Origin of the sequence: Echinimonas agarilytica, from assembly GCF_023703465.1 — a bacterium.
GTDB classification, from domain to species: domain Bacteria; phylum Pseudomonadota; class Gammaproteobacteria; order Enterobacterales; family Neiellaceae; genus Echinimonas; species Echinimonas agarilytica.
On sequence record NZ_JAMQGP010000004.1, the window covers coordinates 38265 to 63888 of the forward strand.

Consider the following 25624-nt stretch of genomic DNA (forward strand, 5'->3'; position numbering starts at 1 on the left):
CTAAAGCGGCTTTTTTTAAACATATCAACAGAGGAATGATTAATCTGCAGAACGTGGTTTACGCGGTGGACGATTGCCAGAAGGCTTGCCACTGCGGTTACCGCGATCAGAACGTCCATCACGTTGGCCTCGATGTCCTCGACCACCATCACGATCGCGATTAAAACGTGGCTTCTTGTCGCCCGATGAAGACGGTGCTGCGGAGCCATCGTCTAAACGAATGTTCAAGGCTTTACCCAAAATACGAACTTTCTTCAGGTGGCCCATTACTTCGTCTGGCATCCCCTTAGGCAGATCAACACATGAGCTGTCATCGTTGATATCAATGGCACCAATAAAGCGGCTTTCAATGCCCGCTTCATTCGCAATTGCGCCCACAATGTGCTTTGGTGAAACGCCATCATCATAGCCCACACTAATGCGGTATGTGACTTTGTCATCATCATTGTCACGACGAACACGAGGTTTACGCTCACGGCGTTGTTCACCACGATCTCCGCGCTCACCACGGTCACGACGGCCACGAGATTCATCACGCTCATTGTAAGTACGAGCTGGACGATCTTTTAAGAACAATGGCGAGTCGCCTTGAACCATCTTCACCATTGCGGCTGCAATTTCTAGAGCTGGAACATTCTTATCATTTTGGAATTGCTCAATGATCTCTTGGTATTTCGCCAATTCCGTTTCATCGATCGCCAATGCTTCAGTAATACGGTCTTTGAAACGAGATACACGAATATCATTCACTGCATCGGTCGTTGGCAATTGCATCAATTCAATTTGCTGGCGAGTTGCGCGCTCAATCGACTTCAACATGCGACGCTCACGTGGTGCAGCAAACAAGATTGCATCACCGGTACGACCTGCACGACCTGTACGACCAATACGGTGAACGTAAGCTTCAGTATCGTAAGGAATGTCGTAGTTAAGAACATGGCTGATACGCTCAACGTCCAAACCTCGAGCAGCAACATCGGTCGCAATCAAGATATCAATTTCACCTGATTTCAAACCTTCAACGGTACGAACGCGTGACTGCTGAGGCATGTCACCGTTGAGTGCGGCGGCGGCATAGCCACGAGCACGTAATTTTTCAGCCAACTCTTCTGTTGAGTTTTTAGTGCGGGCAAAAATAATCATGCCATCGAATGGTTCTGACTCGAGGATACGCGTTAATGCGTCGAGTTTGTGTAAACCACTGACCATCCAAACGCGCTGGCGAATGTTCGCTGCAGTCTGAGTTTTAACTTTGATCGTGACTTCTTTCGGGTCATTCAAGTAACGTGTTGCAATACGCTTAATTTCTTTAGGCATTGTTGCTGAGAATAAAGCGGTCTGATGCTCTTCAGGCAATTGCTCTAGAATCCACTCAACATCATCAATGAAGCCCATACGCAACATTTCGTCGGCTTCATCTAATACCAACGTTTTTAAATCAGATAAATCTAAAGTGCCACGACGCATGTGATCCATCACGCGTCCTGGTGTACCTACAACGACTTCAACACCACGCTTTAATGAGCGGATTTGAGCCGTGTAGTTTTGGCCACCATAAATAGGCAATACGTGGAAGCCTTTACGATGCGAGGCATATTTTTGAACGGCTTCGGCAACCTGAATCGCCAGTTCACGAGTTGGGGCAAGCACCAACGCTTGTGGTTTGCGAGTCCCTACTTCAAGGTTTGCAACTAAAGGGAGTGCAAACGCAGCTGTTTTACCGGTACCGGTCTGGGCTTGGCCCAATACGTCGTGTCCGTTTAACAGGTGCGGAATTGTTTCTGCCTGAATCGGAGAAGGTGTTTCGTAACCTACTTCTTTGAGTGCATTAAGAAGGTGTTCTGGTAAACCCAGATCAGTAAAGGTCACATTTTTTTGGTCGGTCATTGAGACGCCCTAATATGTATAAATCAGAAAAACACTACCAATCGCGATCAACAAACACAGCGATGCGCCGAATCCTAGACACTAATTATGATCGACTTCGCGATAAACGAAGCAATTTTAGCGTCTAGAAAAACTAGCATTTAGCCAAACGTTTTGGGCAATCAGACGTGTTAGATGCGAAACTTTGAGATGCTTATTCCTGTAACACCAAGAAATAAAAGGGTTATTTCTTTGGAGCTACTCCCCCAAGCTAAAGTCCGTGCAGTGCTCTGACTGATTACATATTTATGCAACTGGTATGAGATGGGGCAATTATCCTTCTGCCCAACGGAAACCACTCGATTTGAGCGGCTGCTGTGGAAGGCTTCACCACTGATGATCGAATTGATATCGGTTTCAGCGGCGCAGTATAACGGTAAAGTGTGATCAAAGACACCCTTAAACACATTAAGTTAATAATTATTATCAAAACTTGTGGTAAAGGCATTGCAAATTCAGTAAAACGCGGGCCCCAAAAAAAAGCCGCGTCCCGCTTTAGCATGCCTAAAAATCGTACTCCTACGATTCGTTTACCCAAACCAATTCTCGAAAGTGTTTTCGGCACATGGATTCATACTTATCATTGCCGCCCACCTGAACTTGCTCGCCAGAGCGAACCACTTGCCCTGCTTCGTCCCGTCGCACCACAAAGTTAGCTTTGCGGCCACAACTACACACTGTTTTAAGCTCAGTTAACTTATCTGCCCAAGCTAATAAATGGTGGCTACCTTCAAAAGTTTCACCTCTAAAATCAGTTCTCAGCCCATATGCCAAGACCGGTACATCGAGCTCATCCACAACTTGCATTAGCTGCTGTACTTGCAACTTGGTCAAAAACTGCGCTTCGTCTACAAATAAACAGTGAATTGGCCCCTGACTCAACAATTCAACGCAGTGATCCCACAAATTGGTCGCGGCATTGAACAAGTGCGCATCAGACGTGAGACCTATGCGAGAAGCAACCTTTCCCACGCCAAATCGATCATCCAATTCAGCGGTAAAGATCTCGGCTCTCATGCCACGTTCGCGATAGTTATATGCCGACTGGAGCAATGATGTCGACTTCCCTGCGTTCATTGTTGAATAGTAGAAATATAATTGAGCCACGTGAGATGCAACCTTTGTTTAGTGAATTTGCCCCATGAGCGGACAGTATCATCTTTGTTCCTGCTGATATTTACAAACCCTTGGGCCAATCATTTCGAATTAGTACGTGTAAATTTGACACATCTCAAAGGGCTCCGATGCGCAGCCTCCACAAAGTCAGCTAGAATTAACACCACCTTCGACAAATGAGAATATGGCATGTTTAACGCCCTTGTTATTGAGCAAAAGGATGACAATCAAGTTGTTTCTATTCAAGAACTTGATGAATCTAACCTTCCAGCAGAAGACGTTGTAGTAAACGTTGGTTACTCTTCTCTAAATTACAAAGACGGACTCGCCATCACTGGCGCAGGCAGGATCGTTCGCCAATTTCCAATGATTCCAGGTATTGATCTGTGTGGTGAAGTAAGTGAATCAAAAGACTCGCGCTATCAAGTCGGTGATAACGTTATTTTGACAGGCTGGGGTGTAGGTGAAGGTCACTGGGGTGGAATGGCTCAAAAAGCCAGTTTAAAAGCCGATTGGCTGGTGCCGCTGCCAGCTACATTGTCACCTGAAAAAGCCATGACTATTGGCACCGCAGGATTAACGGCAATGCTATGTGTTCAAGCACTTGAGAATTATGGTATTACTCCCGACAACGGAGAAATATTGGTCACCGGTGCAAGTGGTGGCGTTGGCTCCACTGCAATCGTTCTTTTAGCTGCGCTAGGCTACGAGGTTGCTGCCGTAACCGGACGACCGTCTAACGAAGATTATCTAAAATCATTGGGCGCCAAACGCATTGTCCTAAGAAGCGAATTTGAAGACAAAGCGAAGCCACTGGAAAAACAATTTTGGGCGGGTGCCGTCGATACTGTAGGCAGTAACCTTCTTGCTAAGGTGATTGCTCAAACCCATTACAATGGCGCAGTGGCGGCCTGTGGGTTAGCAGGAGGGTTTGACCTTCCTTCTACGGTCATGCCTTTTATTCTTCGAAATGTTGCATTGTTAGGCGTCGACTCTGTGATGTGCCCTTACGAAAAAAGAGTGCAAGCTTGGCAAAGACTGTCTGAATTATTACCTGGTTCATATTTTGAGCAGGCGAGTACAACTGTGGGCTTAAAGGATGTACCTGAACTTGCAGACGCCATCATCAAAGGCAAAGTCACCGGCAGAACGCTCATTAAGCTTTAAATAGAGCATCCATTCAAATGGGGCGCTATCAACCGGTAGACGCCCCCGTATTTATACTTGTTCGCCGCTTAATTGAAGTAAAAAGTGGGCCAGCTTGTGCAAACTTTCGCGCTGAACCTCGCAACAAAGCAAACGCCCCTGTTTGTTTTGAACCAGCAACCCTGCTGTCACCAACCCTGAAATATGGTGCGATAGCGTAGAGTGTGGAATTTCTAAGCGCTGTTGTAGCTCACCCACCGACACATCTGCTCGCTCTGATTTACACAGGTACGTGACGATATCTAGCCGAACAGGGTGCCCTAATTCTTTAAATGTCTTTGCCGCAGAATAGGTATTGGTCGCCATCGATTCGACTCATGCAGGTGAATGGAGAATTGCCAACTGAGAGTACAGCATTCTGCCAGCTTCTGAAACCAAGCCTCTGCTGCGGTAATAGCGCGCAATACCGTTTTTAAAAAGAGCGACTAAGCTAACAGCTACATACTTGCAATGAGCAACGCAACGCTTGCTGATGTTCAAGTGAACCACATAACCGTTGATAAGGATATTTATGAGTTATGCCCTACTTGCTAGTGCCATACTAATTGAAGTCATCGCCACTGTAATGCTTAAAGCCTCAAATGGTTGGCAGAATATTTGGCTTGGAAGCGCTTCAGTGGCTTTCTTTTCCCTGTCAGGTGTGTTGCTGGGGTTCGTACTTAAAGACATGAGCGTGGGGCTTGCCTACACCATTTGGTCCGGTGTAGGCGTTGCACTGATTTGTGGCCTATCCGCCCTTCTTTGGCATCAAAAACTCGACATTTATGCCACTTCAGGTATTGCAATGATCGTCATCGGTACCGTCTTAATCACTGCAAAATCTAAAGTACTGTTACCCTAGCCATGACGCCTATTGCGCCTCTATTTCATCATGTTTTTATCAAGAAATAAGCGCGTTTTCTCAAACACTGCGATCTGCTGATCAATCTCCTCAAGTTGATGATCCGCCCCTTCTTCAATATGCCATTCAAAGGGACGATTGTGCTTCTCCAACATCAAGCGCATTCGCCAAGCATGTTCAACATCTACCGTACTGTCTTCATCGCCATGAACGATCAGCAACGGCACTTGCAACTTGTCAGCAAGGTAAACAGGCGATCGCTGTTTCAAGTCGTAAAAATCTTTGTGGCTGTCGCCTACATGCGTTTTAAGCCAGTCATTTTGCTGTTGAGTGCGACCAGTTTGGTTAATGTGCAAATTAATATCGCTGACACCTGCAATACTTACCGCGCAATTGAATAATGTTGGATATTCAAGTGCCAACATCATTGCAGCATATCCGCCATAACTCATACCCATCACACAAACTTGACTGCTCAAGATGTCCTCGCGCTCAATCACCTTTCGCGTGACTTGCTCAATATCGGTCAGCATCAATTTACCCCACTGCAAAGTGCCAGCGTCTTGGAGTTCATCGGAGTATCCGCTTGAGCCTCTAAAATTCACCCGTAACACGGCATAGCCTTGAGCACTCAGAAACTGCGTAATGGGATCGAATGTTGCCCTATCAAACACTCCAATAGGCCCGCCATGAGGCAGCACGACCAGCGCAGACGTCTTGTTTTTAGTGGGTAAAGTAAGAAGATATGGAATATTGAGGCCTTCTACCAACAACTCAGATTCAATGACCTTGGCTTTCAATTTTTTATCTAGGTGTGGAAACCAGCTACCGATCTGACGTGTATTGTTGCCCGTTTTATTCACCACATAAAAACGTCCGGGTTGCTCATGGGACGATTGGTATTTGAGTGTTAATTCATTGGCTCCTTTGGATATCACTGAATCTATCTGGCCTAACGCACTGCGTTTTCCATTCTTTGTTGCGTTGAGGTATTCCACTCTTGGCATCCCGTTTTCCAATACCAAAATTCCAAACAGTTTCTGATCATCAGGGTTGACCAATAAATCTAGAATTTCAAATGAATCAATTTGATGAAGCAGTTCTTGCTCTCCGCTTTCAAAATCAACCCGATAAACAGAGCGTTTGCTATGTTCGGAAAAATCAAGGCAATAGAATCGAGTAGGGGAATCTGCATTAGCCACAGGTAAAATTCGAGGAGTGTCTTCATCAAATTCGTTCAGTTTCCACTGCGTAAGCTCCGTGGCAGTTCCTTCATCATCAATCGTGCTCAATGCGATGACATCTCTTTCAGTAAAATGCAGAACCGCTGACGGATACCCCTCAGTGTTGCTAAACCAACGGGTTGCAAAACCTTTGACCGAAGCTACTTCGTTGGCACGTTTAAACTGTCCACCATCTCGTTTAGTTAACTTCGATGTTTTTTTGCCCAAGACATTAAGCTGACTCGGCTGGATTTTATAAACTTTGGAAACGTGGCCGCTTTTACCATATAAAAACTGATCGGTTTGATGGGCCTGTGGTGCCACTAACTGCCCCGCAGTCTTAACCCGATACACAATTATTTCCTGGGAGGCTTTCGCAGGAACCTTCACCACCAACATGTAACGCGCCACTTTCGTGTTCAATAGGTTTTGAACGCCTTTTTTCAGCACCACAAATTGCACCGCAACGTGCTGATCATCAAGCCACGAAAAACCCTGTAGCGACGCTTCATTATCAGTCAGTTCCGCCACATCTAATAAGTCATGTTGCGCCCCCGAATGACTATCAATCATCACCAATTTATGTGCGCCATTGTAATTGCGAATGGCTGCAATCAATTTACCGTTCGGGCTCATTTGAGCCATGACCATGTCGGGTTCCGCAAAGAAATCACTGGCTTTCATGTGTGCCGAGTCAACACTGAACACCGCTAACATTGCGAACCAAAACAGGATATATGGTTTCATGATTCGGGGTTTCCTGTGCTCACTAATTCAGTATAAAAGTCATCGTTCACCACGGCTCCAGAACGCAATGGATAGACTTTAAGTTGTTCTTCAAGCTCATCCTCAATAGCCGACAAATCTGTTGCCAAACGATTTAAATATTGAATGTCGATAAAATCCCGTCCACGCTCTTTTTGAATACTCAAAAAGCCTGCATAGTTGATGCGTTGAGGGGCCACATTGAAACGCCAATTTCGCGCATATTCAGTATTGATGAAGTACGGTAAATTAAAAAATGGAGCTTTGACCGTCACAATTTGATATTCACCCGCGGCAAGCGCCACTAAATAAATCCCTTTTGCTCTATCTGTCATATCCAGTGCGATGGTTTTGCCGAGAGTTGCTGGAGGATTTTCATTTCCTGTCATAAGAGTTTTCGGTGTACGCAAACGAATCAGTTCGAGTGATGGAGCGGCTCCTGCAACGTCAATCGAAAACACTGCATACCCAGAGTTGTCAGCTAAAACAGAGGATTGTTCTGGGGCGATCAGTTCAATGGATGCCAGCTCTTTGGCCAACCCAATACAGGGCCAACACATCAGCAGCCCAAAAATCCCGAAAAAACGTAAAAAAATTTTGAAAAGTTCCAATGTAAATTCCTTTTATTCCCACAAATAACTTTGCTTCCTTGCCAACTTCAAAAAATATCAAATTTTATTAAATAAATCAGGTTACAAACGACAATATGCTTATAATGCCAAAGCGATCATTACCGTTAAAAGGAATTAACAACCATGCTAAATATAAGCATTGCCCCGCGTTATTTGTGCACTCTTATTTTGACCTGCGTCATCCTCAGTGGTTGCGCAACGACAAGTGATGTAAACCTGCTCGAAACCCTATCTCCTGCGACTGTATTGAAACAAGATGAAGGCGTGGTAATTGTTCGTGTTATGCATGCCAAACACCGACAATTAGAGTTCAATCAGGTCACTATCGTTCCTGAGAATCTAAATGCATCCGAAACGATCAAGCCGGAGCGATTACAAGCTATCGAGAACGTAGCAACCACCGGCACAGTATTCATGTCACCGGTAAAATCTGGACGGTATGCATTGAACAGCGTCAGAGCTTTTTATATTTTTGGCGAGCGTTGGTATAGCCATTTTGCTTCGACTGATGCCCAAATGGGCACGTTTGAAGTCAAGCCAGGAGAAGTCGTCGATCTCGGGACCATTATTTATTACCCGAAACCTCAAGACGATATGTACGTTGAAACATTATTCCATATTCCTGCCAATAACCCCGGCGAGATCTTAACTCGTCACGCTCCCTATTATTCCTTTGATCAATCTCAAGTGCGTGGCTGGCTTGAAGATGAGCAAGAAGAAGACCGAGAAACTTTATACGCATCAGTTGCTCAAAACCCGATTAGCTTCGCTAACACTTATCAAGCACCCGATGAAACCATCTATTTTCTAGCTAAATTTGGCGTTTTGGTGATTCGAGATGCCAATGGCGATTGGGATATTGATGCGGTGGATACGAATCAAGATCTGATCTCAGTTGCCGTCAATAGCCGAGGAGATATGGCAGTAGGAGGCCATGAAGGTACGCTTTTTTGGAAACCTGAAGGGCAAGATTGGCAAGACCGCTCACAGCCCAAGGATAGTATTGTTCGTCACTTAAAATTCACTGACGATGACACCTTATTTATGGCGACATTAAAAGACAACCGATTGACTATTAGCAGCACTCAAACCGACAATTTTGAGTGGCAGCAACGCAATAGTTTTGACTTTAATTCTGGCTGGGCAAACTACCAACCTCTGAAAGAGTCCGCTAAAAAAAGCAAACGAACATCGAAACGTACGGTTGATGAACTGTCAATTTTGACCATTGATGACAAGCATTTCATCACCGTATACGCCATGCACGATCCAGATTTTTTTGGAAATACAATCAAAAGTGAAATTTATCAATTCGATCCTGAATCTTGGGTAGTATACGAAATTGAAGATGAACCTGAATTTTCAGCTGTGGTACCTGCTGGCTTAGGGGAATTGGCCATGGAGCGCGAGGGCTTCTGGTCTCTCGGTGACTCCCAACTTTACAAATACAATAGTCAAACGCAGACGAAGACTGAAATCAACAACCACTTCTACGTGTGCAATAAAAACCAGTACACGCTGGAGCAGCAATGCCCTCTTGCGAGTAAATCATCTCCATCAAAGAAAAAACCTGTAAAACGCTCATTTACATTTGCCAGTACGCCTATCTTTCTGAACGAGACAGACGGTTACGCCGTTGTTGGAGTGCCAGAGTATGACAAAGAAAAAGGCGAACGTGTTCAGAAAATAAAGTTTGCTGAAACCAAAGATGCCGGCGCATCTTGGATGCCATCGACACACTCATTACCTGAGCCATACTGTCATAAATTAGTGGGGTATGTGAAAACACATTTGCTGCTTTCGTGCAGCGGCTCTACGGGAGATTTCTACGAATCATTTGATGCAGGAGCAAGCTGGGAGCACGTCCGCCAACAAGAAAATTTCTGAGCAGCCTACGCGTTCCATTCACATAAAAAGCGGCTTCTGCCGCTTTTTAACTATCAATTGCATTTCAACATCGTTGCGCTTGGAATCACCCGCCACTCAAGCGTCTCACTGTCATCATTGACCAAGTACCAACGTTCTGAGCGCTGTACCACTTTCCACGTTCGTCGTTGCCAGCTTAGCAGTGGTGCTGAGTCTAGCTCTGAGCGCACAAAATCTTGCGGAGCTTGGTTGGCATCAAGTGTTTCAACCTTACCCAATTCCGACATCAAACAATATTGCTGCTTGAGGGTACTTTTCTGAGCGGCAATAGCACTGCCCTGCGTATTCGGTTGGCGAGCAAGAGACTTCATTTTCGACTGAGCCACAGCATGGATTTCTTCTCGGCGAGCCAGCGCGTCGGCCTGCATTTCTGCGCGCTCAGTCTCAACAATTCGAGCCTCTGAACGCAGCTGTTCCGGCGCTGCTGGTTGATCTTCAAACGGAGTCGAAGCTAAAGGCGCATGTTCCGATTGCTGAAGTTCCAGCAGCCCCGGTTGCCAAAGCCACCAGCCCAAAACAGCCACCCCCACAACTGACGCAGCCCGAGCCCACATGGAAAAAGACGCCCAATCAGACGTTTTTTTCACACGCTCATGCGCCGTGTTGCGAATCCGTTGCTCTACCAGTTTGTTGGGTTCCAATTGATTCAATGCGTCTTGGTAGGCCGAATCAATTTGGTCATCTGTCACCGGCGTTTTTGGTTCAGTCATGATGCCGCTCCCAACAGATCCGCAACTGCTGATAACTTGCACGGATCCGACTCTTAATGGTTTCAAATGAAACGTGTAGCTGCTGACTAATTTCGTCTACTGCCAGTCCCGCTTGCTTGAGACGAAACACATCCTGCTGTTTCTTCGGTAACTTGCCAACACACATTAAGATAATTGACTCCGTCGCTTGCTGGAGTTGAATTTGTTCTGGATTGGGCGCACCCGAAGACTGTGAATTAATTTCTGAGTCATCATCATGGTGTTGCTCATGCGGAATTTGTTTACGCCAATAATCGGAAATTCGACGCCGACAAATGGTATAAATAAAACTCCGGAAACTGCCGCTGGGATGATACCCCGATGCTTGCGCAATAATCGCCTCCCAACATTCCTGAAACACTTCATTTGCAGGGGCTTCAGCAAGCTGCTGCCGGATAAAGCCAAACAGCGGCTTACGATAACGTTGATACAAAATGTCAAACGCGGCGGTATCGCCACGCTTGCCATAATCCATCATTAGTTGATCATCATTGCGAAAGCTCATAGGTACTTTTTGCCTTTGATTTCATCCGTGCTGGGCGAACTTGCTTTGCTATCGGAGGCTCTGAATGGGGCTGCCTCGCCACAGCGCTTTTCTGCTCAGCAAGGACCTGTCCTAACCGAGCCAGCTTTACAAACTCTGCACGATAACCAAATGGGTCTTGCCCTCTGCTTTGATTCGCCCAGTCAATAATCTCAGCATACCCGAGTTGCGCTAAATAATCGCTTCCACGAAGCTTTTGCCCAAATGCAGCGACCGACAACGCAAACCTGTCGTCCTGTGATACCGCATCAAATTCAACAAATTGGTCTTTGTCGATTGGCGCGATGATCTTATTTGATGCCTGACCTTGGCTGCTTTTATACCGAACTCGAACCTCTGCCAATGTTTGGTGATTGTTGTATTGAGTCGCATCATGGGCTTGAAAGACCAAAGGGTCCACTAAACCTTGTGACCCCACAGGGGTTATTTCATATAGAGCGGTGACCGTGTGACCTGCGCCAATATCACCGGCATCTTTCTGATCATTATTGAAATCTTCGCGATTCAGTTGGCGGTTTTCGTAGCCAATTAAACGATATTCAGAGACCAAGGCAGGATTAAACTCGACTTGAAATTTCACATCGTGAGCCACGGTATGCAGGCTACTGCCAATTTGATCCACTAACAGTTTTTGTGCTTCATGTAAGGTATCGATATAGCCCGCGAGACCATTCCCATGATCTGCAAGTTGCTCCATTAAATGATCATTGTAATTCCCTCTGCCAAACCCATAAGTCGAGAATTGCACACCACTTTGGCGCTTGAGTTTAATTCGATCTTTGAGCTGCTCAACATCGCGAATACCAACATTTAAATCACCATCGGACATGAGTAAAACATGGTTAATGCCATCATCGATGAAACCGTGTGCTGCTTGCTGATACGCCAGCTCAATGCCAGCTTCTCCATGGGTCGAACCGCCAGCTCGCAAATTTGAAATCGCCCGTTGAATATCCGCTTTTTGACTCACAGGGGTACTTTTTAGGGCAATTTGAGTGCCACTGGCATAAGTCACTATCGACACGCGGTCGGTACCTCTGAGTTGGTCGAGCATCAACATCAGCGACTGTTGCAGTAACGGCAACTTATCTTTTGATTGCATGGATCCCGACACATCAATCAAGAAGACTAGGTTTGCGTCCGGTCTTTGCGCGGTATCTTGTTGATAAGTACTGACACCTATTCGAATGATCTGGTTTTGTTGATTCCAAGGCGAAGTGGTCAACAAGGTATCCACTGCAATTGGATGCTGTTCCGATGATGGATTCGCGTAGTCATAGTGAAAGTAATTCACCATTTCTTCAATTCGAACCGCATCTTTGGGCGGCACAGCGCCATTATTGATAAAGCGTCGTATGTTGGCGTAACTTGCAGTATCTACATCTGAGCTAAAAGTTGATACCGGCTGCTCCGACACCAAAATCACATCATGACTCTCTAGATCTTGATAATTTTCAGTGCTCACCGCTTGCTGAGGAGATGGCGGTGGAGCCATATAGCTGATAGCCGCCAATTTTTGAGAAGCTTGTGCACTCATCACCAGAGTTTGTTGCTCTGCAGCTCGAGTCATATCCGCATGCCTCGCTTTGCGCGGCTGCGAGGCGGATTCGCCAGCGTTGTTATGGGCGGCCTGATTCTGTGAGCATGCAGTTACGGTAACCAATACGGCTAAACATAAGGCGGTCTTTTTCATGATAAATATTCCGTGTTAGAAAGATGACATAGAAGTAATCGTGACACGGACAAAAACGAGGCATTATTTTTTATAAAAATTTTTAGACACAAATTACCTATTAATTATTAGGCACTTAAAGGTGTAACTTTTGAATTCGAGCCATCCTCTGTGTCCAGATACAACAAAGCCACCCGAAGGTGGCTCTTAAAACCGTTCCAAAACATCATTGCCCCACTTGGAGTTCTTCACACAATGTTGAGTTACTTACGGATGCCTTCAACGTCTAATATCATTTCTACCGAACCAGACGCTGGACCTAGCACATCAGGGATGCCAAAGTCGGTTAATTTTAACGTTGTTGTGCCGGTAAAGCCTGCACGGTAACCACCCCACGGATCTTTTCCTTCACCTATTTTACTCACATCAATATCAATTGAACGCGTCACTCCGTGCAACGTAAGGTCGCCTGTGAGCGTGGCTTTACCATCGCCTTTGTCATTAAATTTAGTGCTCACAAATGTAGCCGATGGGTACTTGCCGGTATCGAGGAAATCAGTGCCGCGAAGATGTTTATCACGTTCTGCATGATTTGAATCCAGCGAAGTCACATCAATATTCACTTTGATCTTGGAGTCGTTAGGTTTTGCTGAGTCATAGGTAAATTCACCGTCAAAATCATTGAACCGGCCGTACAGCCAGCTATAACCAAGATGCTGAATCTTGAATTGAATAAACGCATGCGCGCCTTTTTTATCAATCACGTATTCGGCAGCATTGGCAGTCAAGCTTGTTACCAGGCTAGCAGCCATGACCATTCCAGTTAAGATTCGTTTCATCTTTATATCCTTACAAGTTATATGAGTCTTTATTGGTTTAAGTAAAAGAGTTTCTAAGCGGCACTATCAACGGAACCACATTCGCTTCAAAGTGCCATCTTTTTCTATAAAGTGATGCTTTAACGCAGCCAGTACGTGCACAACAACGAGTGCAATAAGGCTCCACGCTAAATACAAATGTATTTGCCCTGCTACATCAGCTTGATTTGGAATTGAAGTCACCGAGGCTGGCACCTCAAACCAACCAAACACGTCAATCGAGCGCCCATCCGCGGTACTAATGAGGTAGCCCGACAACATGATTGATAGCATCAAAGCATATAAAGCAAGGTGCCCCAAATAGCTCGCTTTTCGCACCGCTTCGCTGTGACGACTTAACGGTGGTGGTGTATGGGAAATCACCCGCCATATCAGCCGAACGATCGTCGCAATGAACAACAACACACCAATGCCCTTGTGCAAATCTGGCCCTTGTCGATACCAAGGGTCGTAATAGCCTAATTCAACCATATACAGCCCCAAGCCAAATAGACCAAACACGACCATGGCAGACAACCAATGCAGCGTCACGGCCATGGCGTTGTAGGTTTCGGGTGTGCGTTTCAAGTTCATCTGATTTTCATTCTCGTCATTGATGATTCAAGCATAAAACTAAATAGCTAAATAAAAAGCGCAATAATTTGCATTAACTCATCTAAAAATCAGATGAATGGCCGCTTTAAAGTGGCTTATGCATGCCTAGCTCTAATCGAATGAGGAAACTATACGCCAATCCGAGCGTAACGCTGACGCGCTCGCCAAAGGAAAACGCTAACACAAGACGCAATACCCATGAGTAAAGCGGCAACCCACCACAACGGCACCCAATATGCGCTCAGCGCAATGGTTGGCCACAACACCAGCATAGCCCTATTAAAGGTTTTAGGGCTAACCGCACGGTGCTGCTGGTAGTCACGTAACGACTGCCCAAAGACGGGATGGTGCATCAGCCAATGATGCAAGCGCGGAGAGGCCTTCGCACTTAAAGTAGCGGCTGCAAGAATAAAAGGTGTGGTTGGCAACAGCGGTAAAAAAGCCCCTAAAATACCAAGGCCAATACATATTAATGCCAACGCATGCATTAAATACTGTTTTATCGTCATTGCCATATCTCAGCATTTTGCCGCAAAACCGTCAATTGTTAACGTCGCAACTCACCCTACCATTGGCGCTCGAAAATGAGCTAAAATCAATTGTAAACAGGTATTAATACGATAAGGATAGCGTGTGAGCCTCTCAGTTTCCCCACAGATTACCACTCTGAACCAAGGCAATGCATATTGGATGGCTCGCCTGAGCGCCCTGTCATACCTCAAAGTGGCACCTCACAATCAAATGCCAGATGAGGTTGAAATTCTCACCAAACTCCAAGCCGAAGATCCTTTATTTATTTCCGTCAAAGGATGGAATAAGAATTCAGCTCAGGCGATTGTGGTAGAACATCGAGATTACATTGCCATGGTGTTTAGAGGCACAAATGAAACTTTAGACTGGCTCGATAATCTCAATGCGTTTGCCATTCCGCAATTGTTTGGCAAGTTTCATCGTGGTTTCTGGCAATCGTTAGAAGATGTATGGCAACCCATGTTAGAGCGCTACAATACCCTGTTCCACGCAGCCAAACGGCCTATTTATTTCACGGGTCACAGTTTAGGGGGCGCAATGGCAATGGCTGCCGCGGCCAAGTTCGTGCATGCCGACCGACCATTCAATAACCTTTATACCTTTGGCCAGCCCCGCACAATGACACGCTCAACCGCCCGAATTTTCAATGACGAATGCCGCTCAAGAAGCTTTCGTTTCCACAACAATAACGACATCGTCACGCGCGTCCCCACCCGCTCTATGGGCTACAGCCACGCAGGAAGCTATCTTTACATCGATCAAGACCTAAAGTTGCATCGAGATCCTAGCAACTGGTTAAAGTTTTTAGATTGGGTAGAAGGCGCTTTAGAAGCCATTCATGAGTCGGGTATTGATGCCGTAACAGACCACCATATCGACCATTACATTCACGCACTAAAACGGTGGGAATTTGTGACGTCTTAAGACTCAGAAATCACTCAAGTCGTTGCTTTAATCAATTCAACGCAAACATCTGAACACACATAATGCCAATCACTAGGGAGCATTCGTATGGAACTCGACCACATTAATATCAGCGCTCCTGCAGCGCTGCTCAAGGTCACCAAAGATTTCTATTGTGAAATACTGCAATTGAACGTCGGCCTACGTCCGAATTTATCACTCCCAGGGTATTGGCTTTATTCAGGTGATTTAGCGTTAGTTCATATGTTCGAGAGCGACCGCCACAGTGTTGCCGAACAATTAAATTGTCTTGATCATGTCGCATTTAAAATGACTAATGTTGATGCGCTGATCAAACGCTTGCAAGACCACAACGTGGAATACATTGAGAAGCGCCGAGAAACGCCCAAACAAACCCAGATATTTTTCCACGATCCAGCAGGAATTCGGCTTGAAGCCATTTTTTATGGCGAATAACTTTGCTGATTTGCATAAAAATTTAAGCAATACCCATATCAAACTATCAACAAAATACATATAACATTACACTCACTAGAAACGTCCCTTATACCCATTGGCCCATAACTTAAATGGAATCTGTTTGCTTTCATGAAAGACTTTGACCCGAGCTACGGCTATTCCAAAGAGCAATTACTGTGTGTGCCCGCCCCACAGGAGCCCGATGGATTTTTGGAGTTTTGGCAACGCCGATACGAAGCTGTTTTGGGAAAACCACTCCATGAAAAAGTTCGGAATACAGGTGAAGTGCGAGATGGCTTTCAGATTCATGAATTCAGTTTTATCTCGACCAATGACATCACCATTAAAGGTTGGCTACTGGTTCCTGACGGTCGCGAGATCAAGCGCGGCTTTATCGTCGGTCACGGCTATGGCGGATGCGACGGGCCGGATACCACCTTGCCATTCCCTGATGCCGCCATGCTATTTCTGTGTTTCAGAGGTTTAGGCCGCAGCGGTCACGACAAAATTTCATCCCAGTCGTTTTGGCATGTGCTGCATAACATTCAAGACTACCAACGGTACGTAATTGGCGGATGTGTGGAAGATTTCTGGCTATCGATTAGCTTAATGCTCAAGTTGTTTCCTGAATTGAGTGGGCATTTAGGCTTAATGGGAATTAGTTTTTCAGGAGGCCTTGCTGCCTTGGCTTTAGCCGTTGAACAGCGAATTCAGAGTGGCCATGTGAACGTGCCTACGTTCGGCAATTATCAGGTTCGATTGCAGCTTCCAACCAAAGGCAGTGGCTTTAGTGTGCAACGTTTTCATAAGCGTCATCCTGAAGTCACAAATAAGACACTGGCATTTCATGATGCTGCAATCGCAGCGAAATATATCCGTGTTCCAATGCACTTCGCTTGTGCAAAAAGCGACCCAATTGTGGCACCTCCGGGTCAGTTTGCTATTTATAATGCAACAGTTTCAAGTAAGCAACTATACTGGTTAAGCCACGGGCATGCTGAATATCCGGAGCAAGAGCAGGAACACCAGCAACTTTTGGCACAGTTAATGCAATTTTTCAAACACCTATAGCATTTGAGCACACGGAATCACATGAAGCGCGAATATCATAAATGGTGGAGCAACCGTTTACATCGTGAGATGGAACTTCTTGTGTTTGGTCACAGTGGCGACCGTATGTTGGTGTTTCCTACACGTAATGCTCGCTTTTACGAATACGAAAACATGCGCATGATCGAAGCGCTTCAACCAAAGATAGAAGCCGGTCGCTTGCAAGTGTTTTGTGTTGATAGTATTGATTGCGAATCATTGTACGCCAACTGGGCTCACCCATCCCATCGTATTGGCCGCCATCTTGCATATGAAGAATATATTCTTAACGAAGTGTTTCCATTAATGGACTGCCTTAACCCCGGAGCAAAGACAATTTCTCACGGGTGTAGCCTTGGCGCTTATCATGCGGCAAACATGGTGTTTAAGCATCCGCACTTGTTTCAAAGGCTCATTGCATTTTCTGGACGTTACGACTTAACTGAAGGCGTGGAATGGTTTGCAGACTTGTTTGGAGGCTTTTACGACGACAATATTTACTTCAACACGCCCTTGCACTTTTTACCCAACTTAGAATGTGAAAACCGGTTGCGATCACTCAGAGAAACCGATATGACCTTTGTAATTGGGGAACAAGATCCGTTTCGAGCCAACAACGAAAGGCTCAGCCAAATTCTTTGGCAAAAAAACGTACCGCACGACTTAAAGTATTGGGAAGATAGAGCTCATCGCGGATATTACTGGCGCCGGATGGCCCCAGTATTTATCTAGCCAGTGGAGTGGTTTCAATTAGATTTGCATCACAAATGTAAGTTGAACACCGAAGAACTGGTCATCTTCAACAGGTGGCATAGAAGCATCACCAAAGCGGCTGTCCTGATGGAATTGCATGTATCCGGTATGAATAATGTCGTCTTTCATTAAACGATTGATAGACTCGCCAATCGAATCCACCGGATCAAGTAAAAACAAAGACACACTGCCCCACGTTTCTGAACCTAACGCAACCCCCCCATTGGCAATAATCTCTTTTTCGGTTTGATAAGCCCACTCACCATACAATGCACCACCCAAAGGCGTGACAATCAAATCTTGAATTGACGGTATTTCAGCAAACGCTTCTAAGCCATATTCCCAGTAAAAGGTCGACATCAGAAATGCGTAATAAGTTGATTCCATTGGTGAGTAACCAGATTTACGTGAGACCTGATAGTACACGCCACCAAAGTAAGGATGACCGATGTAGTTAATATACCAATCATCTTCGTCCCAAACAGGCCCATGTGAGACGTTATCCCACCAGCGTTTCACCAACGTGTTGTCGCCGTCTTTTTCCCAGTTGGTGACACTTTCCGGCATTGCCCAAAGCACACCAGCAACACCGAACCCCAATCCAAATATCAATTTGGTTTGCGACCAGCGTCGCTCTTCGTTGGTTTCCATACCATCGAATTTTTGCGGTGGCATGGTTTGATTTGCACCTTCTAAATAAAGCCCAGACATTGAAGAAGCTGAACCAGAACACATCACAGAATGTGCAGGACAACCTTTGGAATCAGGGGTTAATGCAGAAACATTCAAACTGAGTAGACAGATTGAAAGGAAGGTCAAAAATTTCATGGCACGCCAAAACTAGTGATTTGAACCGCCAGTTTAACCGAAACTTAACGAATTTTTAAACCAAAACATCAGCCACAGCCCCTCACCTTGATGTGGCTTGTTGAGAAAGCATTATGCCGCACATTAATATTTAACAGGAGGACTGGAGGTGGGATCACCCAGTCAATATTTGGCGTTTAAGGGGGATTAGTTGGACGAGATGAGTAGGCCCTAATGAGCGTGCCTATCTCGGCACACTCATTAGGTATTCTTAAGTTACTCTTCGAGCGTGCTCAAATCACCTTCGTCTTGGCCCAATGCGCGAGCTTTCAATACACGGCGCATAATTTTGCCGCTTCGAGTTTTAGGCAAGGTATCAACAAAGGTCACGTCCTCAGGCTGTGCAATTTTGCCCAATTCTTTGCCAACATGTTCTTTTAGCTCTTGTTCCAAAGCTTTGTCGCCCACTAATCCGTCGCGAAGAATCGCGTACGTGTGAATGGCATTCCCTTTCACTTCATGCGGAAGACCAATGGCAGCGGCTTCTGAAACCGCAGAGTGGCTCACCAACGCACTTTCAATTTCAGCGGTGCCTAAACGGTAGCCGGACACTTTCAGCACTTCATCCATACGGCCGATCACCCATACATAACCGTCTTCATCGATTTTGGCTGAATCACCTGCTTTGTAGTAGTTTTTATCGCCGTAGTCACCCCAGTACAAGCTGGCGTAGCGCTCATCGTCGCCATAAATAGTTCTCGCCATGCCGGGCCAAGGGTTCTTAATAACGAGCTTGCCTTCTTCATTTACAGGCACGTCATTGCCTTCATCGTCCACGACTGCCACTTCGTTCCCAAAGAATGGTTTAGTGCACGAACCAGGTTTCAGCGGTGTGATAGGCAGAGGAGCGATCATCACCCCACCCGTTTCAGTTTGCCACCAAGTATCAATAATCGGGCATTTATTGTCGCCGATCACTTCGTAATACCATTTCCAAGCTTCTGGATTAATCGGCTCACCGACTGACCCCAATACTCGCAAGCTGGATAAATCATGGCGCTTCGGCCAACGATCACCAAAGCGCATCAACCCGCGAATCGCGGTCGGTGAGGTATAGAAAATATTCACCCCATATTTTTCCACCATTTGCCATAAACGGTTTGGATACGGGTAGTTTGGTGCTCCCTCGTACATCACAATCGTTGCGCCGTTGATCAGTGGTGCGTAAACCAAATAACTGTGGCCTGTGATCCAACCCGGATCGGCAGCACACCACCAGCGGTCTTGATCTTTCACATCAAACAACATGCGATGCGTTGTGGAGGTGTAAACGCCGTACCCAGCATGCGTATGGAGCATACCTTTAGGCTTACCCGTAGTGCCCGATGTATAGAGAATAAAGAGCGGATCTTCTGCGTCTAATACTTCGGTGTCGCACTTATTGCTCGCAATCGGAAGGGCTTGTAAATCGTGGTACCAAAAATCTCGTTCCGACTCCATTTCTACATCTAAGCCGTTGTTGCGCACTGTAATACACACTTCAATCGTAGGGCTACGCTTCATGGCCTCATTAGCAATGGATTTTAAATCAATCGGCTTACCTCGACGGAAACCACCGTCAGCGGTTACCAATACACGGCTATGGGCGTCTTCAATTCGAGCGGCCAATGCTTCATAGGAAAAGCCGCCGTAAACCACACTATGAATGGCGCCAATTTTGGCACAAGCCAACATAGCAAACACCAGCTCAGGTACCTGCGGCATGTAAATCGTAACAATCTCACCGCGCTTCACACCCATACTTTTAAGCGTATTGGCAAACTTGCTCACTTCGCGGTTTAAAGCATGGTAAGAAAATGAACGCACCTGACCCGCTTCACTTTCCCAGATAATGGCGAGCTTGTTCCGTGTAGCGCTGTCTAAGTGGCGATCAATTGCGTTGTGAACAATATTAAACTCAGCGCCGCTGAACCATTTGTAAAATGGTTTGTTGCTGTCATCTAATACTTGGTCCCACTTTTTATACCAGCTCAAGTTATCGGCTTGATCGGCCCAAAATTCTTCACGATTCTCAACCGAGTATTGATACAACTTTTCATACTCAGGAACATTAGCATTGGCTATTACATCTTCACTTGGATGGAAGATTTCATCTTGCTTGTCGACCATTCGTGCTCTCCAGTCGTTTTTATAAGTATTGGGATTTGTCGCTTGTCCGTTTAAATCGGACTATTCATTGCGTTGGGGCAAAAACTAGACGCCATTGTGACGCACTACCATAGGACTTTGGTCTAACCAGCCAGAAAATGTGACGTTGAGTAAGAGCTTGGTCTCAAAATGATTTTTCATAGACTAAAGTCGCCTATCCAAAACGTGTTTGAATTTCTAGTTTTCAAAGCACACCACACACAATGGTTACCCAACAAAAACACGGAGAGAAACCATGGCATTTGAAAACAAAAAGGCGGCGCAAGCATATTGGAGAGCGAATCTCCGCATTATGCTGGCGTTGTTATTGGTTTGGTTCACGGCCTCGTTCGGTTTAGGAATACTGCTTGCAGAACCACTCAATGAATTTCACCTAAGCGGTATTAAGCTTGGTTTCTGGTTTGCACAGCAAGGCTCTATTTATATCTTTGTTGCACTTATTTTTGTGTATGTCTGGTTGATGAACCGGCTTGACCGAAAATTTGGCGTGAGGGAGGAATAATCATGGACGTAAGAACGCTCACTTTTCTACTCGTCGGACTTTCATTTGCACTTTACATCGGTATCGCAATTTGGGCGAGAGCTGGGTCAACCAAAGAGTTTTATGTGGCAGGCGGTGGTGTTCATCCAGTTGCAAACGGCATGGCCACTGCGGCCGACTGGATGAGTGCCGCATCGTTCATCTCCATGGCAGGGTTAATCTCTTTTATGGGCTACGATGGCGGTGTGTATCTCATGGGCTGGACCGGTGGATACGTATTGCTGGCACTATGCTTAGCGCCCTACTTGCGCAAATTTGGCAAATTTACGGTGCCCGACTTTGTAGGGGATCGTTACTACTCACAAGCGGCTCGCACGGTTGCAGTATTCTGCGCCATCTTTGTTTCATTCACTTATGTTGCCGGCCAAATGCGTGGGGTAGGAGTTGTGTTTAGCCGATTCTTGGAAGTGGATATTGAATGGGGCGTGGTGATCGGCATGGCCGTGGTGTTTTTCTACGCTGTTCTGGGCGGAATGAAAGGCATTACCTACACGCAAGTGGCTCAATTCTGCGTGCTTATTTTTGCCTATTTAGTGCCCGCAATTTTCATTTCAATCATGATGACAGGCGCCGTGTTACCGCAGGTAGGGCTGGGCAGCGAGCTCGTGTCTGAACCCGGTATTCATTTGATGGACAAGCTTGATGGTCTTTCCACGGAGTTGGGTTTCTCGGCCTATACAGACGGATCTAAATCCACCATTGATGTGTTCTTTATTACCGCAGCGCTGATGGTTGGAACCGCAGGATTACCTCATGTTATTGTGCGCTTTTTTACCGTTCCTAAAGTGCGAGATGCGCGTATTTCAGCAGGTTGGGCTCTCGCATTTATCGCAATTCTATACACCACAGCTCCGGCCCTTGCAGCGTTTGCTCGCGTCAACATGATCGACACCATCAATGGCAACAACATGCAAGGCACCCAATACGAAAAAGCTCCCACTTGGATAAAAAATTGGGAAGAGACAGGTCTCATCGCTTGGGACGACAAAAACCATGATGGACGCATGTTTTATTCCGGTGATGAACGCAATGAAATGCACATCGACCGCGATATCATCGTTCTGGCGAATCCAGAAATTGCCGAGCTTCCCAACTGGGTAATTGCTCTGGTCGCTGCCGGAGGTGTCGCAGCTGCGCTATCAACGGCTGCGGGATTGCTATTGGTGATTTCCACCGCCATCTCGCATGATTTGTTGAAGCGCAATTTTATGCCTAATATTTCAGATAAGCAGGAGCTAAGAGCGGCTCGAATTGCAGCAGCGGCGGCAATTCTTGTTGCCGGATATTTCGGTATTAACCCGCCCGGATTTGTGGCTCAAGTGGTGGCTTTTGCGTTTGGTCTCGCCGCAAGCTCCTTCTTTCCGGCAATTATTCTTGGGATTTTCTCGAAGACCATGAATAAAGAAGGAGCAATTGCAGGGATGTTGTCCGGAATCACGTTCACTTCGATTTACATCATTTACTTTAAGTTCATTAATCCTGCGGCAAATATTCCTGAAAACTGGTGGTTTAGTATTTCACCTGAAGGGATTGGCACGTTGGGCATGTTATTGAATTTTGCTGTGTCGCTCAGCGTCAGTAAATTCACCCAGCCTGTGCCGCAAGACGTACAAGACATGGTGGAATCAATTCGCTTTCCAAAAGGCGCGGGCGAAGCACAAGACCACTAACCTAAACGATTAAAAAGGACGTTTTAGTTTTGGATCCAGCTCAGTACCCCGATATTTTGGCGTACCTTCAAGTGACAGCACCGTTTTCGGAGTTACCCAAAGCGGTGCAGCTTTCACTCTGTCCTCACATAAAAATACGATATGTTGGCCAATCTCAGCCCACTGATCTGCTTGAACAACCTGAAATTCACTGGCTTCGTTCAGGTTTTGTCGAACTTTATAACGTCCAAAACGAGCGGCAAGAAACCGTTGATACTGGGGGCAGCTTCGGTCAAGTGTTTAACGGTGAGCAAACGCTTCATATCAGAGTTTTGCAAGATGCTTTGGTATATTCATTGGCTGAAGATTTGTTGCACCAGCTAGCCAACGAACATCCGCCGTTGCATCACTTTATTTCCAATGCACACAACCGCTATTTGTCGCTGCCACCGCAACAGTCAAACTTACCCACACTGCAATCAAACATTGATCAGCTCATTCAGCGCGACTTAATCGCTATTAAGCCAGAGGCCAGTATTCAATTGGCGGCCAAACGCATGACCTTAGAGCGCGTGTCGGCGCTAGCGATTGTCAAAGACGGTCGACTTTTTGGCGTACTCACCGACCGCGATTTGCGAAGCCGAGTGTTGGCAGAAGGTATCGACCCCGAGCAGCCGGTTTCTCAAGTGATGACCACCCCAGTGCATACCATCGACAAACATGCGCTTGCACTCGATGCCCTGATGGAAATGTCCGAGCGCCAAATACATCACCTTCCGGTGACGCAGGATGAGGTTGTGATTGGCATGATCACAAGCACCGATCTGCTCGCTTTGGTTCACAGCAATCCTATTCATTTGGTGAGTGAAATATCTCGTCAGAATAGCCCCAAAGCTGTGGAGCAAACCTGTCAAAAGCTTGCCTCTGTAGTTGAATCCATGACTCAGCAGGGTCTGCGCGGTGATAAGGTCAGCCAGTTTATTTCAATGGTTGCAGACGCGGCATGCAGAAGGCTTTTAACGCTTGCAGAAGCAAAGTTAGGGGCTCCTCCGCAATCGTATGCTTGGCTTAGTTTTGGCTCACAGGCGCGCCGAGATATGAGCATAGCAAGTGATCAAGACAACGGCTTATTATTGGCCGAACCCATCACGCCCGAGCAGCGCAGTTACTTTACCCAGCTTGCAGATGGCGTGTGCCAAAGTTTGCATCGATGCGGCTTTGTGCAGTGTCCAGGTCAAATTATGGGCAATAACCCCAAATACCAATTATCGCGTTTACAGTGGCTCGACCAATTCGAGCGCTGGCAACGCAATGGCGACCCTGAGGCCACCCTCAATGCCAGTATATTTTTCGATTATCGCGCTGTTTACGATCCCTATGGGCTCGCCCAACAATTACAGCAACAACTGCAAGTCGGCTGTCGCAATAATCAGTTGTTTTTATCGCTACTGGCTCGCAATGCAAATCATGCGGCCACGCCGTTTGGAACTTTTGGCCGTTTCTTTGCCGAACGCATAGGCAGTGGCTCCAAAGGCATCTGTTTAAAACAGCGGGCTTATGCCCCTTTGATCGACATCATGCGAGTATACGGATTAGCCAGCGCTTCGGCCAAAGCCGACTTTAGAAGTCGTGCAGAAGCCGCATATCAGCAACAACTGTTAAGCAAGGTCGATTACAAAAACCTCATCGAATGCTGGCAGTTCTTACTATCATTAAAACTAGAGTTGGGTGCGACAACCACAGTTAAACCCTCTCAATTGAGTGAATTGCAGCGGCACCAATTAAAAGAATGTTTCGGCATGATTAATCAAGCACAAAAAGCGCTCATTTTAAAGTTTGCAGGTGGTCGCCCCTAATGATAGAGCAGCTCTGGCGTCAATGGCGGCTCAGTCGCATGATTGCGGCCATTGAACCTCATCTGTTGAACAGCACGCAGATCAATGATTATGTGGCGGGCATACAACGCATCACGCAACTTTTGAACACAAGAACCATTGGAAATGCAGACCTTCTGGCCTTAGATCTAGAGCTCACAGGATTGAACCCTGCAACACATGCCATTGTATCGTTGGGGTATGTATCAATCACGCAATTGGCGATTAACCTCCAATCGGCGCATCAACAAATTGTCAAAATAGACGGTTCCGTGGGTGATAGTGCAGTGATCCATCACCTCACCGATCATGATTTAAAGGCCGCAAAAACGCTCGAACAAGCGATGAATGAATTGATTGTTGAAATGACTGGCAAAGTACTCGTTTGCCATCACGCTCCGTTAGATATCGCATTTCTCAAACGCGCATTTATACGATGCTATGGCACACCGCTTCCGCTGCTGGTGATTGATACCCAATTTATTGAGCGCCAAACACAACAACGCACCAATCCAGCCATTCCATTGCATCGGCTACGATTACATCATTGCCGAGAGAACTATAATTTACCGCCTGTTTCTGGCCACCAAGCCCTAGCTGATGCCATTGGTTGCGCCGAACTCCTGTTGGCCCAACAAGCATCAAAAACGAATGACACGCGGCTCAGCGATATCACCCGTCTGACTTGACCTACCGACGCGACAATGCCATCGTCCA

24 protein-coding genes are annotated in these 25624 nt (G+C 46.2%); 11 read left to right on the forward strand and 13 right to left on the reverse strand.

Translation table 11 applies throughout. The annotated features are described in order from the left end of the window. Positions 1 to 39: 39 nt before the first annotated feature. Together NAF29_RS10225 and NAF29_RS10230 are read right to left on the reverse strand one after the other, a co-directional pair. Positions 40 to 1887, reverse strand: coding sequence for a DEAD/DEAH box helicase (locus tag NAF29_RS10225; protein ID WP_251261466.1), 1848 nt, complete (start codon positions 1885 to 1887; stop codon positions 40 to 42). 558 nt (positions 1888 to 2445) lie between these two features. After that, positions 2446 to 3033: a thymidine kinase gene (locus tag NAF29_RS10230; RefSeq protein WP_251261467.1), complete on the reverse strand. Its 588-nt coding sequence runs from the start codon at positions 3031 to 3033 to the stop codon at positions 2446 to 2448. 198 nt (positions 3034 to 3231) lie between these two features. Between NAF29_RS10230 and acuI the strand changes: the two genes are divergently transcribed. Beyond that, positions 3232 to 4209, forward strand: a complete 978-nt coding sequence (gene acuI, locus NAF29_RS10235) for an acrylyl-CoA reductase (NADPH) (RefSeq protein WP_251261468.1) — start codon at positions 3232 to 3234, stop codon at positions 4207 to 4209. A 51-nt stretch (positions 4210 to 4260) separates the two neighbouring features. Here acuI and NAF29_RS10240 read toward each other — a convergent pair whose 3' ends face one another. Then, positions 4261 to 4554, reverse strand: coding sequence for an ArsR/SmtB family transcription factor (locus NAF29_RS10240; protein ID WP_251261469.1), 294 nt, complete (start codon positions 4552 to 4554; stop codon positions 4261 to 4263). A gap of 205 nt (positions 4555 to 4759) precedes the next feature. On the opposite strand from NAF29_RS10240, the gene NAF29_RS10245 reads away from it, so the two are divergent. After that, the gene (locus tag NAF29_RS10245; RefSeq protein ID WP_251261470.1) at positions 4760 to 5089 is read left to right on the forward strand and encodes a DMT family transporter; all 330 of its coding nucleotides are present in this window, start codon (positions 4760 to 4762) and stop codon (positions 5087 to 5089) included. A 20-nt stretch (positions 5090 to 5109) separates the two neighbouring features. Here NAF29_RS10245 and NAF29_RS10250 read toward each other — a convergent pair whose 3' ends face one another. Beyond that, entirely contained in the window at positions 5110 to 7059 is a 1950-nt protein-coding gene (locus NAF29_RS10250; protein WP_251261471.1) for an alpha/beta hydrolase family protein, read from the reverse strand. Continuing rightward, positions 7056 to 7688, reverse strand: coding sequence for a hypothetical protein (locus NAF29_RS10255; protein ID WP_251261472.1), 633 nt, complete (start codon positions 7686 to 7688; stop codon positions 7056 to 7058). Before NAF29_RS10255 ends, NAF29_RS10250 begins: the two co-directional genes overlap by 4 nt. 144 nt (positions 7689 to 7832) lie before the next feature. On the opposite strand from NAF29_RS10255, the gene NAF29_RS10260 reads away from it, so the two are divergent. Next, positions 7833 to 9596 (forward strand): hypothetical protein, encoded by a 1764-nt coding sequence (locus NAF29_RS10260; protein ID WP_251261473.1) that lies wholly within the window; start codon positions 7833 to 7835, stop codon positions 9594 to 9596. A gap of 53 nt (positions 9597 to 9649) precedes the next feature. Here the strand turns inward: NAF29_RS10260 and NAF29_RS10265 are convergent, their stop codons facing one another. From NAF29_RS10265 to NAF29_RS10290, 6 genes are all read right to left on the reverse strand, one after another. Continuing rightward, positions 9650 to 10345 carry a hypothetical protein gene (locus NAF29_RS10265; protein ID WP_251261474.1) on the reverse strand — a complete coding sequence of 232 codons (696 nt, stop codon included), beginning with the start codon at positions 10343 to 10345 and terminating at the stop codon, positions 9650 to 9652. Further along, positions 10338 to 10889 carry a sigma-70 family RNA polymerase sigma factor gene (locus NAF29_RS10270; protein WP_251261475.1) on the reverse strand — a complete coding sequence of 184 codons (552 nt, stop codon included), beginning with the start codon at positions 10887 to 10889 and terminating at the stop codon, positions 10338 to 10340. The genes NAF29_RS10265 and NAF29_RS10270 overlap by 8 nt, the downstream gene beginning before the upstream one ends. Further along, on the reverse strand, positions 10873 to 12621 hold the full coding sequence (locus NAF29_RS10275) for a vWA domain-containing protein (protein WP_251261476.1): 1749 nt from the start codon (positions 12619 to 12621) through the stop codon (positions 10873 to 10875). The genes NAF29_RS10270 and NAF29_RS10275 overlap by 17 nt, the downstream gene beginning before the upstream one ends. 242 nt (positions 12622 to 12863) lie before the next feature. Beyond that, positions 12864 to 13439, reverse strand: coding sequence for a YceI family protein (locus NAF29_RS10280; RefSeq protein ID WP_251261477.1), 576 nt, complete (start codon positions 13437 to 13439; stop codon positions 12864 to 12866). Between the two features lie 66 nt (positions 13440 to 13505). Continuing rightward, positions 13506 to 14051 (reverse strand): cytochrome b, encoded by a 546-nt coding sequence (locus NAF29_RS10285; RefSeq protein ID WP_251261478.1) that lies wholly within the window; start codon positions 14049 to 14051, stop codon positions 13506 to 13508. 149 nt (positions 14052 to 14200) lie between these two features. Then, positions 14201 to 14581 carry a YbaN family protein gene (locus NAF29_RS10290; protein ID WP_251261479.1) on the reverse strand — a complete coding sequence of 127 codons (381 nt, stop codon included), beginning with the start codon at positions 14579 to 14581 and terminating at the stop codon, positions 14201 to 14203. A 124-nt stretch (positions 14582 to 14705) separates the two neighbouring features. Between NAF29_RS10290 and NAF29_RS10295 the strand changes: the two genes are divergently transcribed. From NAF29_RS10295 to NAF29_RS10310, 4 genes are all read left to right on the forward strand, one after another. Next, positions 14706 to 15527, forward strand: a complete 822-nt coding sequence (locus NAF29_RS10295; RefSeq protein WP_251261480.1) for a lipase family protein — start codon at positions 14706 to 14708, stop codon at positions 15525 to 15527. 87 nt (positions 15528 to 15614) lie between these two features. Further along, positions 15615 to 15983 (forward strand): VOC family protein, encoded by a 369-nt coding sequence (locus NAF29_RS10300; protein ID WP_251261481.1) that lies wholly within the window; start codon positions 15615 to 15617, stop codon positions 15981 to 15983. 132 nt (positions 15984 to 16115) lie between these two features. Continuing rightward, positions 16116 to 17057, forward strand: a complete 942-nt coding sequence (locus NAF29_RS10305; protein ID WP_251261482.1) for an acetylxylan esterase — start codon at positions 16116 to 16118, stop codon at positions 17055 to 17057. Between the two features lie 21 nt (positions 17058 to 17078). Continuing rightward, positions 17079 to 17807, forward strand: coding sequence for an esterase family protein (locus NAF29_RS10310; protein WP_251261483.1), 729 nt, complete (start codon positions 17079 to 17081; stop codon positions 17805 to 17807). An 18-nt stretch (positions 17808 to 17825) separates the two neighbouring features. Here the strand turns inward: NAF29_RS10310 and NAF29_RS10315 are convergent, their stop codons facing one another. Both NAF29_RS10315 and acs read right to left on the reverse strand, forming a co-directional pair. Next, entirely contained in the window at positions 17826 to 18656 is an 831-nt protein-coding gene (locus NAF29_RS10315; protein WP_251261484.1) for a DUF3943 domain-containing protein, read from the reverse strand. 255 nt (positions 18657 to 18911) lie between these two features. After that, entirely contained in the window at positions 18912 to 20804 is a 1893-nt protein-coding gene (gene acs / locus NAF29_RS10320) for an acetate--CoA ligase (RefSeq protein ID WP_251261485.1), read from the reverse strand. 274 nt (positions 20805 to 21078) lie between these two features. Here acs and NAF29_RS10325 point away from each other — a divergent pair, with 274 nt between their 5' ends. From NAF29_RS10325 to NAF29_RS10340, 4 genes are read left to right on the forward strand one after another with little or no spacing between them, the layout of a single operon-like run. Further along, a complete protein-coding gene (locus NAF29_RS10325; protein WP_251261486.1) occupies positions 21079 to 21345 on the forward strand; it encodes a DUF4212 domain-containing protein in 267 nt (88 codons plus the stop codon). Between the two features lie 2 nt (positions 21346 to 21347). After that, complete coding sequence (locus NAF29_RS10330; RefSeq protein WP_251261487.1) at positions 21348 to 23054, forward strand: sodium:solute symporter family protein; 1707 nt, start codon at positions 21348 to 21350, stop codon at positions 23052 to 23054. Positions 23055 to 23083: 29 nt separating this feature from the next. Continuing rightward, positions 23084 to 24889: a DUF294 nucleotidyltransferase-like domain-containing protein gene (locus NAF29_RS10335; RefSeq protein ID WP_251261488.1), complete on the forward strand. Its 1806-nt coding sequence runs from the start codon at positions 23084 to 23086 to the stop codon at positions 24887 to 24889. Further along, positions 24889 to 25596 carry an exonuclease domain-containing protein gene (locus NAF29_RS10340; RefSeq protein WP_251261489.1) on the forward strand — a complete coding sequence of 236 codons (708 nt, stop codon included), beginning with the start codon at positions 24889 to 24891 and terminating at the stop codon, positions 25594 to 25596. Before NAF29_RS10335 ends, NAF29_RS10340 begins: the two co-directional genes overlap by 1 nt. The last annotated feature ends 28 nt before the right edge of the window (positions 25597 to 25624 follow it).

Excerpts from the sequence above, each read along its gene's own strand:
- NAF29_RS10225 (WP_251261466.1), bottom strand. The coding sequence starts at position 1,887 with ATGACCGACCAAAAAAATGTGACCTTTACTGATCTGGGTTTACCAGAA.
- acuI (WP_251261468.1), top strand. The coding sequence starts at position 3,232 with ATGTTTAACGCCCTTGTTATTGAGCAAAAGGATGACAATCAAGTTGTT.
- NAF29_RS10240 (WP_251261469.1), bottom strand. The coding sequence starts at position 4,554 with ATGGCGACCAATACCTATTCTGCGGCAAAGACATTTAAAGAATTAGGG.
- NAF29_RS10245 (WP_251261470.1), top strand. The coding sequence starts at position 4,760 with ATGAGTTATGCCCTACTTGCTAGTGCCATACTAATTGAAGTCATCGCC.
- NAF29_RS10250 (WP_251261471.1), bottom strand. The coding sequence starts at position 7,059 with ATGAAACCATATATCCTGTTTTGGTTCGCAATGTTAGCGGTGTTCAGT.
- NAF29_RS10260 (WP_251261473.1), top strand. The coding sequence starts at position 7,833 with ATGCTAAATATAAGCATTGCCCCGCGTTATTTGTGCACTCTTATTTTG.
- NAF29_RS10265 (WP_251261474.1), bottom strand. The coding sequence starts at position 10,345 with ATGACTGAACCAAAAACGCCGGTGACAGATGACCAAATTGATTCGGCC.
- NAF29_RS10270 (WP_251261475.1), bottom strand. The coding sequence starts at position 10,889 with ATGAGCTTTCGCAATGATGATCAACTAATGATGGATTATGGCAAGCGT.
- NAF29_RS10275 (WP_251261476.1), bottom strand. The coding sequence starts at position 12,621 with ATGAAAAAGACCGCCTTATGTTTAGCCGTATTGGTTACCGTAACTGCA.
- NAF29_RS10280 (WP_251261477.1), bottom strand. The coding sequence starts at position 13,439 with ATGAAACGAATCTTAACTGGAATGGTCATGGCTGCTAGCCTGGTAACA.
- NAF29_RS10285 (WP_251261478.1), bottom strand. The coding sequence starts at position 14,051 with ATGAACTTGAAACGCACACCCGAAACCTACAACGCCATGGCCGTGACG.
- NAF29_RS10290 (WP_251261479.1), bottom strand. The coding sequence starts at position 14,581 with ATGACGATAAAACAGTATTTAATGCATGCGTTGGCATTAATATGTATT.
- NAF29_RS10300 (WP_251261481.1), top strand. The coding sequence starts at position 15,615 with ATGGAACTCGACCACATTAATATCAGCGCTCCTGCAGCGCTGCTCAAG.
- NAF29_RS10305 (WP_251261482.1), top strand. The coding sequence starts at position 16,116 with ATGAAAGACTTTGACCCGAGCTACGGCTATTCCAAAGAGCAATTACTG.
- NAF29_RS10310 (WP_251261483.1), top strand. The coding sequence starts at position 17,079 with ATGAAGCGCGAATATCATAAATGGTGGAGCAACCGTTTACATCGTGAG.
- NAF29_RS10315 (WP_251261484.1), bottom strand. The coding sequence starts at position 18,656 with ATGAAATTTTTGACCTTCCTTTCAATCTGTCTACTCAGTTTGAATGTT.
- acs (WP_251261485.1), bottom strand. The coding sequence starts at position 20,804 with ATGGTCGACAAGCAAGATGAAATCTTCCATCCAAGTGAAGATGTAATA.
- NAF29_RS10325 (WP_251261486.1), top strand. The coding sequence starts at position 21,079 with ATGGCATTTGAAAACAAAAAGGCGGCGCAAGCATATTGGAGAGCGAAT.
- NAF29_RS10330 (WP_251261487.1), top strand. The coding sequence starts at position 21,348 with ATGGACGTAAGAACGCTCACTTTTCTACTCGTCGGACTTTCATTTGCA.
- NAF29_RS10340 (WP_251261489.1), top strand. The coding sequence starts at position 24,889 with ATGATAGAGCAGCTCTGGCGTCAATGGCGGCTCAGTCGCATGATTGCG.